The sequence below is a fragment of the Streptomyces guryensis genome (genome assembly GCF_021261325.1).
In the GTDB taxonomy this organism is placed as follows: Bacteria; Actinomycetota; Actinomycetes; order Streptomycetales; family Streptomycetaceae; genus Streptomyces; species Streptomyces guryensis.
Genome location: NZ_JAJSBI010000005.1, coordinates 1 through 15,219, shown reverse-complemented (window position 1 = coordinate 15,219; position 15,219 = coordinate 1). Strand labels below are relative to the sequence as shown.

Sequence of the window (15,219 nt, the reverse complement as noted above, 5' to 3'; positions counted from 1 at the left end):
CTCAGACTACTTCACCTTGGACTGCTGGTCCAATGCCTGGACGGACAGTCCAGGATGCCGTGTCGTGGGTCGCGGCGTGCGTCAGCGCCTCCCGTGCGGCATGACGGTCGCCGACCGTCTCCCACCAGGGGTGCGTGTGCATCTCCTCGGCCAGACGCCGGCACCGCTCCCGCGCGTCCGCGAGACGCTCCCGCTGACCACCGGTGATCTCGGCACGCCCGGCTGCGACGTCCACGCCACTGGGCAGGTGCGCGGCGATGTCCGCACAGTGCTCCAGCGCCCGGGTGAAGGTCCGCCGGGCGGCCACCAGATCGCCGGGTATGACGAACTCGCCCACGGTGAAGGGCCGTGAGAACTCCGACGAGCCCGGCTCGGTGTGCCACAGCGAGGCATCGATGGGCCGTTCGTCGTCACGCGCCCGGGTGAGCTCGCCGCGCAGACCCGCCTCCATGCCGTCGCCGGCCTCCCATGCGGCGGTCCGAGGCGCGGGCAGAGGATCCGCCCCGCCCGCCCGGAGCGCCGCCGCAGAGCCGGGCAGGGGTTCGGGGCGGCCTTCGAGGAACTCGTCCTTGTCCGTCGGAGTGACCCACATGTGCCAGCCACGGCGGCCCGCCGGGTGGGGCAGGTACAGCGAGACGAGTTCGCCCGTGGCCGTGCGCCGGATGACGTCGTCGTAGTAGAGGCCACGCACGGGTTCCCACAGCGCGTGCCGTCCGCCGCAGCGGCCCGCACCCTGCAGGGGGCAGGGCACCGGATTGCTCCAGTCGCAGCGGGACATGTGCAGTTGTTTGATGCCGCCGCGCACCGGCAGGGCCGCGCGGTCGGTCACGTCCCGCCAGCTCTGTACGTTCAGGCGGGCCCAGGGCGCGCGGTCGATGGGTATCGCGTTCTCGTTGTTGACGAGCCACAGCGGGGTGAGCCCCTCCCGATGTGCGCTGCGGGTGCGCTCGTCGACGGAACCGCCGGCTATCGCCGCGAGCTGTATTTCATACGCGAGCCGACGGCTGCCGCCGCTCTCCACGGTCACGTCGGTGCGGTGTTTTCCACGCTCGGCCCTCTCCGCTCCCGTGACCCGGAACCCCTCCCCCGAGGCGACCTTGACGGTGTACTCCCTGAGCGCCTTGTGGAGATCGCTTTCGGCCTTCGTCTCGGGGCGCTCCCCTCTGGCCACGTGCATGGCGTGCGGGCGGCCGTCGACCTTGCGGACGGCCATGAAGCCGGGGCAGATGAACCCCTCGTCCTCATGGGCTTCCAGGCAGTACAGAAGGTCCGGCTGGTAATTGCCGTAGATCTCGTCGAGCAGCCGCGGGTATTCGGGGTGCCCGAGATCCGCCTCGGTCAGGTCGAGCGTGATGCCGAGGCCCCTGTGCCAGACGCAGTAGGTCATATGGCGAGAGTAGGACGCACCACTGACAATCGGCCTAAGTCATGATCGGTAACGCGGGGCGGACCGCCGGACATGCCGCCGCCGACGGCATTCACATCTACCCGTGCACGAAATCTTGCGGCCATCTCAGCCACACACCTAAGATACTTTCGTGACTCCTCGTGACTGACGAAACATCTCCTGTTCGCGGCTATCGAGAGTAGGTGCCCCATGACGGTTGCTGCTGCGTCGACGATCCATCCGGGCGAGGTGCACGAAAGACTCGGCCGTCATGTGCTGACCGACGGTTTCAAGCTTGTCCTCGACCCGCTCTCCAGTCAGGGCTCCTGGATCGTCGACGCACGCACCGGTGAGAGGTTCCTCGACCTCTACTCGTTCTTCGCGTCCGCTCCGCTGGGGCTCAACGCGCCGGGCATCGTGGACGATCCGGAGTTCATGACCCTGCTTGCGCAGGTGGCGGCCAACAAGCCCGCCAACCCCGACATGTACACCACGCACTACGCCGAGTTCGTCGAGACGTTCGCCCGGGTACTGGGCGATCCGGACCTGCCGAGACTGTTCTTCGTGGAGGGCGGGGCACTCGCCGTCGAGAACGCGCTCAAGACGGCGTTCGACTGGAAGAGCCGCCGCAACGAGGCCGCGGGCCGCTCCCCCGAACTCGGCACCAAGGTGCTCCACCTCCAAAAGGCCTTCCACGGCCGCAGCGGTTACACCCTTTCACTGACCAACACCGAGCCCAACAAGACGGCACGCTTCCCGAAGTTCGACTGGCCGCGCATCGACGTACCCGCGATGCGGTTTCCCCTCGAGCGCCACCTCGCCGAGGTGGAGCAGGCCGAGCAGCGGGCCCTCACGCAGGCGCGGCGGGCCTTCGAGGACAACCCGCACGACGTCGCCTGCTTCATCGCCGAGCCGATCCAGGGCGAGGGGGGCGACAACCACCTGCGCCCCGAGTTCCTGCAGGCGATGCAGGCGCTCTGCCACGAGTACGACGCGCTGTTCGTGCTCGACGAGGTGCAGACCGGCGTGGGGATCACCGGCACCACCTGGGCCTACCAGCAACTCGGTCTCCAGCCGGACATCGTGGCCTTCGCCAAGAAGGTCCAGCTGGGCGGCATCATGGCCGGGCGCCGGGTCGACCAGGTGCCCGACAACGTCCTGCGGGTCTCCGGGCGGATCAACTCCACCTGGGGCGGCGGGCTGGTCGACATGGTCCGCGCGCGGCGCATCATGGAGATCGTCGAACGGGACGACCTGGTGGCCCATGCGGCTGCCGTGGGATCGTGGTTCCTGGCCGAACTGCGTGATCTGGAGGTCCGGCACGCGCCCCTCGCGTCCAACTCGCGGGGGCGTGGGCTGATGAGCGCCATCGACCTGCCGGACAGTGGCGTCCGTGACGAGGCGGTACGCCGGTTGCGTACGGAAGAGCAGGTGATCGCATTGCCGTGCGGTGAGCGTTCGGTGCGCTTCCGCCCCGCCCTGTCCATCACCCAGGACGAACTCGGAATCGCCCTGCGGGCCCTCGACCGGGTCCTTGCCGGCCTGGACTGACCCCTCCCGGCGGACACCGACCCCTCCCAGCTGACAAGGAGCAATGTCATGGCCCGTTCCGTCGCCTCGATCGTTGCCGGCCACCCGGTCGCCGGCGCTCCCGGCGGGACTGTTCAGCGCCGCAATCCCGGCCGCACGGCGGATCTGGTCGCCGAGGTCTCCCTCGGGGACGCCTCGACGTTCGTCGGGGCAGCCAAGGCCGCGAAGACGGCACAGCGGGCCTGGGCCGACGTCCCGGCGCCGGTGCGCGGTTCCGCGATCGGAAAGATCGGCCGGCTCGTCGAGGCGAACAAGGACCGGCTGGCCCGCATCGTGACCGAAGAGATCGGCAAGCCGCTCGCAGAGGCGCTCGGCGAGGTGCAGGAGATCATCGACACCTGCGACTTCTTCCTGGGCGAGGGCCGCCGGCTGTACGGGCAGACGGTGCCCTCGGAGATGCCCGACAAGCAGCTGTTCACCTTCCGCAACCCCATGGGCACGGTCGCGGTGATCACCGCTGGCAACTTCCCGGTGGCCGTGCCGGCCTGGTATCTCGTGCCGGCGCTCGTGACCGGCAACACCGTGGTGTGGAAGCCCGCCGAGTACGCCGCCGCGAGCGCCAGGGCCCTCTTCGAGCTGTTCGTGCACGGGGGCGGCCTGCCCGACGGCGTGCTCAACCTCGTACTCGCCGACGGGGAGCAGACGTACGCCGGCCTGGAGGCCTCCCTGGACGCCGGGCTGATCGACAAGGTCGGGTTCACGGGTTCCACTCACGTCGGCCAGAAGATCGGCGCCCTGTGCGGAAGTCACCTGCAGACCCCGTGCCTGGAGCTGGGCGGCAAGAACCCTCAGGTGGTCACCCCGAGCGCGAACCTCGACCTGGCGGTGGAGGGGGCGCTGTTCTCCGGATTCGGCACCGCGGGGCAGCGCTGCACCTCCCTCGGGACGCTCATCGTCCACGAGTCGGTGCACGAGGACTTCCTCGCCCGATTCGACACCGCGAGCCGCACGGCCCGCATCGGCGACGCCTTCGAGGACGTTCTGTACGGCCCGATGCTCGACGAGCGGTTCGCGCGGCGCTACGAGACCTTCCTCGGCTGGATCAAGGACCACCACCGGACCTACGGCTCCGACGGCGTCGGGCGGATCACGGCCGACAACCCGCGCAAGGGGTTCGTCGGGGACCCCGAGGCGGGCATGTTCTACCACCCGGTGATCGTCGACGAAGTGCGCCGCGACGACGACCTGTTCCTCACCGAGACCTTCGGCCCCATCGTCGGCGTGACCACCTACCACCACTTCGACGAGGCCCTCGATCTGGCCAACGCCCACGGCTACGGGCTGTCCGCCGCGATCTACACCACCGACCCGCACGAGGTGTGGACGTTCCGGCGCGGCATCTCCGCCGGCATGGTCAGCGTCAACAACACCACCTCGGGAGCCGAGGCGCACCTGCCGTTCGGCGGCAACGGCAAGTCGGGCAACGGCAGTCGCCAGTCGGGGCAGTGGGTGCTCGACCAGTTCACCCGCTGGCAGTCGATGAACTGGGACCACTCCGGCCGGCTGCAGAAGGCACAGATGGACGTCGCCGTGCTCGAACCCGACCTGTCCTTCCGCCTGTGAGCGGCGTCGAGGACCTGGACCGGCACTTCCGCGAGGCGGTGGCCGGTCTCCGGTCTGCCGCCCAGGCTCCGGGCCGGCTGGACACCCGTACCGCGCTGGACCTGTTCGATGCCCAGCTGGAGAGCCGGCACGCCGACGCCGCCGCGCGCTGGATGCAGCAGCAGGGCCGCGGCTACTACACCATCGGATCGAGCGGCCACGAGGGCAACGCCGCACTCGCCCTCGCGCTGCGCCCCACCGACCCGGCGTTGCTGCACTACCGGTCGGGCGCCTTCTACTGCGCCCGCGCCCGGCAGGCCGGCGGTGTCGACGCCGTCAGGGACATGCTGCTGGGGGTGGCCGCCGGGGCCGAGGAGCCGATCGCCGGCGGCCGGCACAAGGTCTACGGGCGCCGCGAACTGGCCGTCATCCCGCAGACGTCGACCATCGCCTCCCATCTGCCCCGGGCGGTCGGGGTGGCGTGGAGCATCGCCCGCGCCAGGCGGCTCGGAACCGAGTGCGCCTGGCCCGGTGATGCCGTCGTGTGCTGTTCCTTCGGTGACGCGTCGGTCAACCACTCAACCGCGGCGGGCGCCCTCAACAGTGCCTGCCACGCGGCCTACCAGGGTCTGCCGATGCCGGTGCTGTTCGTCTGCGAGGACAACGGCCTGGGGATCAGCGTGCCGACCCCGCACGACTGGGTGCGGCGCGCCTACGGCGACCGGCCCGCTCTCGCCTACTTCGCCGCGGACGGGTGCGATCCGCAAGCCGTCTTCGACACCGCCGGCGAGGCTGTGGCCCATGTGCGCAAGCACCGCCGACCCGCGTTCCTGCACCTGTCGATGGTCCGCTTCCTGGGCCATGCGGGCTCGGACGCCGAGGCCGCCTACCGGATGCCGTCCGAAGTCGCCGCGGACCTGCGGCGCGATCCGCTGCTGGCCACTGCCCGGCTGCTCACGACGACCGGCGTCCTCACCCCGCAGGAGGTTGTCGACCGGTACGACGAGGTGGGCGGACGGGTGTTCGCCGTCGCCAAGGAGGCCCTCGAGAGCGAGCCGCTGACCACCGCGGTCCAGATCGCCGCCCCCCTCGCACCCCGCCGCCCCGACCTCGTGGCGGCATGGGCGCGCCGTACGAGCGAACCGCCGACCGTGCCCGTGGGTGAGCCGGTCACCGTCGCGCAGTCCATCACCCACACTCTCGCCGACCTGCTCGGCGGCCACCCGGAGATGGTCGTCTTCGGCGAGGACGTCGGCCGCAAGGGCGGGGTCTACGGGCTGACCCGGGGACTGCAACGGCGTTTCGGCACCGCCCGGGTCTTCGACACCCTGCTCGACGAGCAGGCCATCCTCGGCCTCGCGCTCGGGGCGGGACTGTCCGGGCTGCTGCCGGTGGCGGAGATCCAGTACCTCGCGTACCTGCACAACGCCGAGGACCAACTGCGCGGCGAGGCAGCCACGTTGCAGTTCTTCTCCCAGGGCCAGTACCGCAATCCCCTGGTGGTGCGCATCGCCGGCTACGGCTACCAGCGCGGCTTCGGCGGCCACTTCCACAACGACAACGCGCTGGGCGCCCTGCGGGACGTTCCCGGGCTGGTCATCGCCTCCCCGTCCCGCCCCGACGACGCCGCCGCGATGCTCCGCACCTGTGTGGCGGCCGCGAAGGTGGACGGCACGGTCAGCGCCTTCCTGGAGCCGATCGCGCTCTACCACGCCAGGGATCTCCACTCCGACGGGGACAACGCCTGGCTCGCCGCCTACCCGCCCGCCGCCGAGCACGTCCCGATCGGCCGGGCACGCACCTACGGCACGGGCACGGACCTGACCCTCGTGACCTTCGGCAACGGTCTGCGCATCTCGCTTCGGGCCGCGCGCCGGCTGGAGCAACAGGGCGTCGCCTGCCGGGTCGTCGACCTGCGCTGGCTGGCCCCCCTGCCGGTCGACGACCTGCTGCGGGAGGCCCGAGCGACGGGCCGTGTCCTCGTGGTCGACGAGACCCGCCGTACCGGCGGCGTGTCGGAGGGAGTCGTCACCGCCCTGGTCGACGCCGGATTCAGCGGCGCGGTCCGACGGGTCACCAGCGCGGACAGCTTCGTCCCGCTGGGACAGGCGGCGCAGTTGGTGCTCGTGTCGGAGGGCGATGTGGAGCGGGCCGCGGGCGAGTTGCTCTCAGAAGCCCGCTGAGGTCAGGCGCCCCGAGGGAAGGCCAGTCGACCGTACGAGAGTTGTCCGGGACCCGGTGGGCGGTGTCGGCAGCGCACCTCTTTGCGTGCGCCGATGTGTTTCTTGGGCAGGACCCGGTCCGTACGTCCGCTCCTGTACACGTTCTGCCCTTCCCATGTCGTTGCACGGTTCGCCGCCCCCCGCGCCGCACAACCAGGGAGCACCCTTGTTCCGACGTCCAGTCCGTCCCGCCCGTACCGTCGCCGCGGCCGCAGCCGCGCTAGCCGCCGCGGGCGCCCTCACCGCCACGGCCACCGCGCCTGCCGCGGCACACGCGCAGGCGCACGCTCGTGCCCGGCACGTCCTGCTGCTGTCCGTCGACGGACTGCACCAGTCCGACCTGGCCTGGTACATCGACCGCCACCCCGACTCGCCGCTCGCCCGGCTCGTCGGCGGCGGTGTGGAGTACACCCACGCGAGAACCACCGTCCCCTCCGACTCGTTCCCCGGCATGGTCGGCCAGCTCACCGGCGGCGACCCGGGCACCACGGGCGTCTACTACGACGACACCTACGACGCCGCGCTCCTCCCGGCCGGCACGACCGCCTGCGCGGGCGCCAAGCCGGGTGCCGAGGTCGACCTCACCGAGGACCTCGACAAGAACAAGGACTCCCTCGACGCCGGCCAGGGCCTCGCGGGACTGCCCGGCAGCATCCTGAAGATGACGGGAGACGCCGCGAGCCTCATCGACCCGTCGAAGCTGCCGGTCGACCCGAAGACGTGCAAGCCGCTCTACCCGCACGGCTACCTGAAGGTGAACACGGTCTTCGACGTGGCCCGCAAGGCGGGCCTGCGCACCGCATGGTCCGACAAACATGTCGCCTACGACATCCTCAACGGCCCGAGCGGCAACGGCATCCAGGACCTGTTCGCCCCCGAGATCAACAGCCAGGCCATCGGCTACCCCGCCGGCAAGGACTGGACGAAGGACAACGCGGCGACCGAGCAGTACGACGGCTACAAGGTGCGGGCCGTGCTGAACGAGATCGACGGCTACGACCACGGCCGCACCCACCAGGTCGGCACCCCGGCGGTCTTCGGCATGAACTTCCAGTCGGTGTCGACCGCCCAGAAGCTGCCCTCCTCCGACGGCCTGACGGGCGGCTACCAGGCCAAGGGCGTGCCCGGGCCGCTGCTGGCCAAGAACCTCGCCTTCGTCGACCAGCAGGTGGGCGCGTTCCTCGCCGAACTCCACAAGCAGCACCTGGACCGCAGCACGACGGTCATCCTCTCGGCCAAGCACGGCCAGTCGCCGACCGACCCGAAGGCGCTGACCCGGATCGACGACGGCGCCCTCCTGGACGGACTCAACGCCGCGTGGAAGGCCGCCCACCCGGGCGCCGGCGACCTGGTCGCGCACGCCGTGGACGACGACGCGATGCTCCTGTGGCTCACCGACCGCTCCAAGGCCGCCACCGGCTTCGCCAAGGCGTACCTGCTCGCTCAGTCCGGTACCGGCAACGGCATCGACGGCGCGGCCAAGCCCTTCACGGCCGGCGGCCTCAGGACCCTTTACGCGGGTGCCGAGGCCGCCCGCTACTTCCACGTCCGCCCGGGCGACTCCCGCGTGCCCGACCTGTTCGGCATCACCCGGTACGGCGTCGTCTACACCGGCGGCAAGTCCAAGATCGCCGAGCACGGGGGTGCCCACGCCGACGACCTAGACGTCCCGCTCGTGGTCTCCGGCGCCGCCACCCCGCAAGGGGTGCGGGTCGGAGACTCGGTGCGGACCACGCAGATCGCCCCGACGATCCTGCGGCTCCTGGGCCTCAACTCCCAGTCCCTGGACGCCGTACGCATCGACCACACGCGGGCACTCCCCCTGCACTGACAGGTGTCCGAGGCGCGAGTTGGGCGCCTGGCCCCACGGACGGCCGGGTCAGGCGCCCAGTTCAGGAGCCGCCGGTGAAGCGCCGGTCGGGATGGCGCGGGTTCGCGCCCTCGTCGACGAGGGCGGCGGCGTGGTCCTCGTAGGAGACGCGTCCCTGTCCGTCGTCCCCGACGTCCGGAGTGTCCGGTCCGGTGCGGTAGCGCCCCGTGCGCTCGCCGGGCGCGAAGTGAACCGGCGGCGGGGAGAAGTACGTCCCGGTGACGTCCTCGTCCGGGGCCCGATACGCATCGAGGGCCTGGACCTGGCCGATCGCGTACGGCTTGAACTCCTCGGGAAGTCGGGGGCGTCGAGCAGGCCGGCGCCGCCGCCCGCGTGCATGATGCGCGGGCCGGCGGGTCCCAGCGCCCGGACCGCGGCGGTGGCCGTGGCCACGGCGTCGGTGTAGCGGGCGGCGTCGGGCCCGCCGACGGTCGGCACCAGCGCGTCGGCGTCCTTGGCCGGCGCGTTCACCGTCCGCGGATCGGTGACGTCACCGGCCACCGCCCTTGCACCGTCGGGGACCAGGTTCGGGTGGCCGGCCGGGCCCACCTCCAGGCGCGTGTCTCATCCTCCTGACGACACACCCGGACGAGCCGGCCGCGCGTGCCGCACGCCGCCGTCCCCAGGAGCGCCACCAGGCTGCGGGCCTCCTGGGCGGCACGATGAACCCCGAGACGTCCTCGCTGCGTTTGACCACCGTGAGAGCCGGCCCAAGGACGCGGTGGGCGAAGTCGACCAATTGGCCGACGTTACCGCGATCGGCCGGCACCCGCGTGACCCTCCAGTGCCACTCGCGCAGCGGTCGCCCGAGAAGTACGTGCATCCGGCGCCTGTGTGCGCCGGATGCACGTTTCTTTGGTCCTCTGTCAGGAGGGGATGATCTGCCACTGCTGCTGGGGGATGGCAGTGTAGGCCCACTGGTTGATGGCGGCTCCGTCGGCGGTGGAGCCGCTGTCGACGTTGAGGGACAGGCCGCTGAGCCGGTTGGTGAGGAGGTAGTGGCCGTCGCCGGTGGGGGTGATGGCCCAGTCCTGCTGGGGCGCGTCGGCGTCGGCCCAGATATCGGCACCTCCGCCGTCCACGCGGGACAGCCCGCCGATTTCCATGAGCGTGCCGCTGTTGACGTTGCGGATCTTGTAGTAGCCGCTGTCGGCCCGGGCTATCGTCCACTTCTGGTTGGCATGGTTCTGCCAGGGCCACTGCAGGATGGCGGTGTTGTCGGCGGTCTTGGCGCCCGAGACGTCGGCGACCTTGCCGCTGTGGCGGGCGACAAGGCGGTACACGGTGCCGTCACCGGGGAAGAGGGTGGAGACCAGGGCGGGTGTCGCGGTGCGGCCGCCGACGCGCAGGTTGCCGATGTTGGCGTAGCCGCCGGTGCCGGCGGTGACCTGGATGCGGACGAAGGCGGCGTTGCGGGCGGGCCATTCGACGACTTTGGTGGTGCGGTCACCGGCCCAGCGGGCGGTGGCGACCTGGGTGAAGGTGGTGCCGTCGGTGCTGGTCGAGATGGTGCAGGCGGTGATGTCACCGTCGGTGGTGTCGTTGCGGTTCCACTGCTTGGGCAGGTACTCCAGGGTGGAGATGTTGCTCCACACACCGCCGAGGTCGATGGTGATGCTCTGGGGCAGCGTGAGGCTCCAGGTGGACCAGCAGGTCTCGAAGCCCTTGTCGCTGAGACCGTCGATGGCGTTCATGGGACCTTCGCCGGTGTGGTAGTCGGTGGCGTAGGCGGCCACGGGGGTGACCGGGTGTTCGGCGCGGAGCATCTGGGCGGGCAGGGGCGGCCGGGAGATGTCCGGGCCGCTCCAGGCGGCGCCGGCCTCGGAAAGCCGGTTGACGATGTTGGTGTCCAGCACACCGTTGCGGTTGGGCGGGCAGTTGAGGATGAACGAGGTGTACTTGGGCTCCAGGTCCGCCAGATGGGAGAGGATGGAGTCCCTGCTCATCGGATCGGTCGTGGGCGTCGTCGGGTGCCAGAACCACCCGTTGCTGATCGTCTGGCCCTGCAGCGAGGCGTAGGTGTTGCCTGCCGGTGAGGTGATGCCGAGGGGCTCCTCGAAGTAGATCGCGTCGCCGAGGTAGGGCACCGACAGCCCGCCGTGGTCGATCATCACGATGTCGGGCTGCAGGGACTTCACATGTTCCCTGATGCGCTGGTAGGGGACGGCCTGCTGGCCCATCTGCCAGGCGTAGCCGTCGGTGACGAACATGTCGATGTCGCCGTAGTTGGTGAGCAGTTCGGTGATCTGGTTGAGGATGTAGGTGATGTCGCCGGGCTGAACGGCCTGGTCGGAGGCGACTTTGTGGCGGGTGTCGTAGGCCTGCACGTTGTAGGTGCGGTCCCAGATGGAGAAGTACAGGCCGACCTTCAGGCCCTGGGCCCGGAAGGCGGTCACGTACTGCGCGACGACGTCGTGCTTGTAGGAGCTGTTGGCGACGTTGTAGGTGTTGTGGGCGCTGGGCCACAGGCAGAAGCCGTCGTGGTGCTTGGTGGTCAGGACGCCGTAGCTCATCTTCGCCGCCGCCGCGGCCGCCGCCCACTGGGCGCAGTCGACCGCCGTGGGCGCGAACAGAGCCGGGTTCTGGTTCGGCGCGGCCCACTCCTCGTTGGTGAACGTGCCCATGTTGAAGTGGTTGAACATGCCGAACCGCATGTTCACCAGGTTGCTGAGATTGGTCTGCATGTCCGCGGCGGCCGCCTGAGGCAGCAGGCGGGAGAAGCCGGGAACCACGGGCAGCGCGCTCGCGGCCACAGCGGCGGCCGCGGAGCCCAGCAGGGTACGACGGGACAGTCTTCCTGACGACATAGGTGCTACTCCCAGGTGTCGGGCGGCTCTGATACGTCGGGGGTGCGGCGGTTGGGGCGGCGGCCCGAGGGCCTGCGATCCCAGGGGCTGCCGAGTCACGCATGAAGTTCGATGACGTAACTGCTCCGTGTCAACAGGTAAGTGGATGAAAGTACTTAGAGTGAGAGCAGATGAGACCGTTTCATTCATATATGCGATGATTCATTCTTCTGAGACATGCCATGTTTCCCGGAGAACCGGAGCGCGATGCGCTGGAAGCCTCCGCGGAGATGACAGCGCGCACGGCCGAAGGGGCACCCGCGCCGTTGGCGGGGCCGCCCGCGACAGCATCCCTCTAAATGAGTACTACTTATCAAGAGCAAGGCGGCTTGGCCGAGACGGACCGTGCGGGACGCCGTCGGCGATCGATCGCCTCAGCCAACAAGGCCTTCACCTGGGCTGATTCTCCCTTGACGCTGGCATCAACAACGCCGGGCCCGATGCCCCTACATGTCACCCTTGTTGCGCCAGTGAAAAATAGATATGCCTATCGTCTTGACTGCAACGCTTCCTTGCATTGATAAATGCAACTCATAGGAAGCAGGGGTTTGGAGGAGGGACACCACAGATGAGACCCCCAAGCATCGGAGCGGGGACAGTCAGGGCGCTCGCAGCGGCGGCTGTCGTCTTCGCGGCCGTACTGCCCGCCCACCCCGCCTACGCAGCCACGACGAACTTCTACGTCGACCCTGTCAACGGCAGTGACAGCAACCCGGGAACCAGCACCGCCGCAGCCTTCAAGACGATCCAGGCGGCCAAGGCCGCGGTCCGAGCTGTCAACGCGAACATGTCCGACGACATCGTCGTGAACCTGCGTGGAGGCACCTACCCCCTCACCACCCCGATCACCTTCGGCGCCGGCGACTCGGGCACCAACGGCCACACGGTCGTCTACCAGGCGTACAACGGCGAGACGCCCGTCATCACCGGCGGCAAGGCGATCACCGGCTGGACCGCGGCCGCGAACGGCGAGTACAAGGCGTCCGTGGGCAGCCTCGACTTCCGGCAGCTGTACGTCAACGGGGTCCGCGCCACCCGGGCCCGCTTCCCCGACCTCGGCTCGGACTTCCAGCTGCAGGGCAGCGACAAGACCAACAAGCTGCTGAAGGTGCTCAGTTCACAGGTCTCCGACTGGGGCCACCTCAACCAGGTCGAGATGATGCTGGAAACGCAGTGGGGCGAGAGCTACCTGCGGTTGAAGTCGATCAGCTCCGCCAACGGCACCGCCGGCGTGTCGATCCAGGACCACGAGGCGGGCATCCTCTTCCCGCGCCCCTTCCCCGTCCTCTCCAACGGCTCTCCCCTGCACTTCGAGAACGCCCACGAATTCCTCAACGAACCGGGCGAGTTCTACGTCGACACCGCCGCGCAGACCGTGTACTACAAGCCCCGCCCCGGCGAGGACATGTCCACGGCCGACGTGCAGGCCCCGACGCTGCAGACCCTCCTCGACATCAAGGGCACGAACCTCGACAGTCCCGCACACGACCTGCGCTTCTCCGGGCTCACCTTCACCGGGACCACCTGGATGGAAGCGACCAACAACGGTTACCTCAACGGCCAGGGCGGCAACTACAACCTGTCCGCCGACACCTCCAACAACCAGTACGTCGGCCGTCCGCCGGCCGGGGTCCAGGCGTCGAACGCCGACCGCCTCTCCTTCACCGGCGACACCTTCACGCAGATGGGCGCCACCGCCCTCGACCTGCACCACGGTGTGCACGACAGCACCGTGACCGGCAACCTCGTCCACGACATCGCCGGCAACGGAATCATGGTCGGCAAGTTCTCCGACCCGACCGTGGAGTACCACACCGTCTACAACCCGCCCGCCTCCCCGGCCGGTGAGGACGCCCGGGAGGTGGTCAAGAACGTCACCGTCAAGGACAACCTGATCACCCGGACCGGTGAGGACTACCTGGGAACCGCAGGCATCAACGCGGGCTTCGTCAACAGCACCACCATCGACCACAACGACATCTCCGACACCCCGTGGGCCGGCATCTCACTCGGCTGGGGCTGGCAGTCCGCGGCCAACGCCGAGGGCAACAACAGCGTCAGCTACAACCGGATCGGCAACGTGATGAACCGGCTGTGCGACTCCGCCGGTATCTACCACCTCTCGAACGACCCGGGCACGGTCATCAGCGGCAACTACATCCACGACGCGATACGAGGGCCGGCCGCCTGTGGCTCCGCCGTGGCCGGCATCTACACGGACGAGGGGTCGAACAACATGACCCTTTCGAACAACGTGCTGTCGCGTACCGACGGATTCATCAACCAGAACCGCAATGGCTCCAACGTCACGCTCACCAACAACACGACGTCCAACGACTCGGTGATCAAGGCATCCGGTCTTGAGTCCGCCTACCGGGGGCTGGCGGCGAAGGTCGACCTCGCCTACAACAAGCCGACGTCCGCCTCCTCGGTGTACGGCTCCACCTGGGGGCCGGCCAAAGCCGACGACAACGACGGTGCCACCGGCTGGTCACCGACCGGGAGCGACACCTCGGCCTGGTGGCAGGTCGACCTGGGGCAGGCCTACCAGCTCGGACAGTTCTCCCTGACGACCCGTCAGGACCTGGACCAGCCCGAGACGCGCGGCAACTTCGAGATCCGGGCCTCCAACGACCCGTCCTTCGGCACCTACACCGTCGTCGGACGCCAGACGAGCACCCTGTCGCTGGCCTCGACGCTCACGGGCAACATCGACGTCCGCCAGAAGTTCCGCTATGTGCGGGTCGCCAAGACCGACGGCGCGTACTTCTTCATCGCGGACTTCAGTGTGCAGCAGGCCGGCGGGGCGCTGGAGGCCGCGACCGGGACGCCGACCATCAACCCGTCGACGAATTACACGATCAAGAACGTCAACAGCGGGAAGCTGATGGACGTGTACCAGAACTCCACCGCCGACGGCGGGAGCGTCATCCAGTGGCCGAGCAACGGTGGCGCCAACCAGCAGTGGAACATCGTTCCGGTCAGCGGTCAGCTCTACAAGATCGTGAACAGGAACAGCGGCAAGGTCCTCGACATCAACGCCTCCAGTCACTGGAGGGGGACCGCGCTGCAGCAGTACACCTACGGGGGCGGCAACAACCAACTGTGGTACTTCGAGCCGACCAGCGGTGGGTACGTCATCCGCAACTTCGAGAGCAGGCAGGTCCTGGAGGTCGGCGGCGGATCGACGGCCGACGGAGCCGCCATCAGTCAGTGGATGCCGCTGAACCAGTCCAACCAGGCTTGGACGATCCAGTGACAGGGTGACCCGACGCATCGGCGAATCCGCTCGCCCGGACGCGTCCACCCGCCCCCAGCCGGCCCGCCCCCAGAACCCCACGGCAATCCCGGCTGGGGGCGCGGCTTTCTGCCCCCGTAGGAATGAACAAGGGAGTACATGATGCCTGCGCTTCTCATATTGCGAAAACTGAGCCGGGGGGTGGTTGTCTCGTTGGCCGCGGTGGCGCTTGCCTTCGCCGGTCTTGTCGCGTTCAGCGGCGCCTCGCAGGCCGCCGCACAAGGTCCCTGCGACATCTACGCGGCGGGCGGCACGCCGTGCGTCGCGGCGCACAGCACCAGCCGCGCGCTGTTCGCCTCCTTCAACGGGCCGCTCTACCAGGTGCAGCGGGCCTCGGACAACGCCTTCAAGGACATCGGGGTGCTGTCCGCCGGAGGCGTCGCCGACGCCGCGGCGCAGGACTCGTTCTGCGCGGGCACCACCTGCACCATCACCCGCGTCTACGACCAGACCGGCGGCGGCAG

General features: G+C 69.1%; 9 protein-coding genes. 7 read left to right on the top strand and 2 right to left on the bottom strand.

Features of this window, described 5'->3' with window-relative positions:
• Position 1 precedes the first annotated feature (1 nt).
• Positions 2-1,387, bottom strand: a complete 1,386-nt coding sequence (locus LJ657_RS11920; protein ID WP_232648440.1) for a competence protein CoiA family protein — start codon at positions 1,385-1,387, stop codon at positions 2-4.
• A gap of 210 nt (positions 1,388-1,597) precedes the next feature.
• Here LJ657_RS11920 and lat point away from each other — a divergent pair, with 210 nt between their 5' ends.
• The 5 genes from lat (at position 1,598) to LJ657_RS11895 (ending at position 9,017) form a co-directional block, all read left to right on the top strand.
• Complete coding sequence (gene lat, locus LJ657_RS11915; RefSeq protein ID WP_232648439.1) at positions 1,598-2,938, top strand: L-lysine 6-transaminase; 1,341 nt, start codon at positions 1,598-1,600, stop codon at positions 2,936-2,938.
• 48 nt (positions 2,939-2,986) lie between these two features.
• Positions 2,987-4,540, top strand: a complete 1,554-nt coding sequence (locus LJ657_RS11910) for an aldehyde dehydrogenase family protein (protein WP_232648438.1) — start codon at positions 2,987-2,989, stop codon at positions 4,538-4,540.
• The gene (locus tag LJ657_RS11905) at positions 4,537-6,702 is read left to right on the top strand and encodes a thiamine pyrophosphate-dependent enzyme (RefSeq protein WP_232648437.1); all 2,166 of its coding nucleotides are present in this window, start codon (positions 4,537-4,539) and stop codon (positions 6,700-6,702) included. The genes LJ657_RS11910 and LJ657_RS11905 overlap by 4 nt, the downstream gene beginning before the upstream one ends.
• 205 nt (positions 6,703-6,907) lie before the next feature.
• Positions 6,908-8,572 carry an alkaline phosphatase family protein gene (locus LJ657_RS11900; protein ID WP_372487905.1) on the top strand — a complete coding sequence of 555 codons (1,665 nt, stop codon included), beginning with the start codon at positions 6,908-6,910 and terminating at the stop codon, positions 8,570-8,572.
• 91 nt (positions 8,573-8,663) lie between these two features.
• Positions 8,664-9,017: a hypothetical protein gene (locus tag LJ657_RS11895; RefSeq protein WP_232648435.1), complete on the top strand. Its 354-nt coding sequence runs from the start codon at positions 8,664-8,666 to the stop codon at positions 9,015-9,017.
• A 460-nt stretch (positions 9,018-9,477) separates the two neighbouring features.
• Here LJ657_RS11895 and LJ657_RS11890 read toward each other — a convergent pair whose 3' ends face one another.
• On the bottom strand, positions 9,478-11,418 hold the full coding sequence (locus LJ657_RS11890; RefSeq protein ID WP_232648434.1) for an RICIN domain-containing protein: 1,941 nt from the start codon (positions 11,416-11,418) through the stop codon (positions 9,478-9,480).
• A 607-nt stretch (positions 11,419-12,025) separates the two neighbouring features.
• On the opposite strand from LJ657_RS11890, the gene LJ657_RS11885 reads away from it, so the two are divergent.
• Together LJ657_RS11885 and LJ657_RS11880 are read left to right on the top strand one after the other, a co-directional pair.
• The gene (locus LJ657_RS11885; RefSeq protein ID WP_232648433.1) at positions 12,026-14,716 is read left to right on the top strand and encodes an RICIN domain-containing protein; all 2,691 of its coding nucleotides are present in this window, start codon (positions 12,026-12,028) and stop codon (positions 14,714-14,716) included.
• Between the two features lie 141 nt (positions 14,717-14,857).
• The coding region (locus LJ657_RS11880; RefSeq protein WP_372487904.1) for an arabinofuranosidase catalytic domain-containing protein at positions 14,858-15,219 on the top strand (362 nt) is incomplete at its 3' end.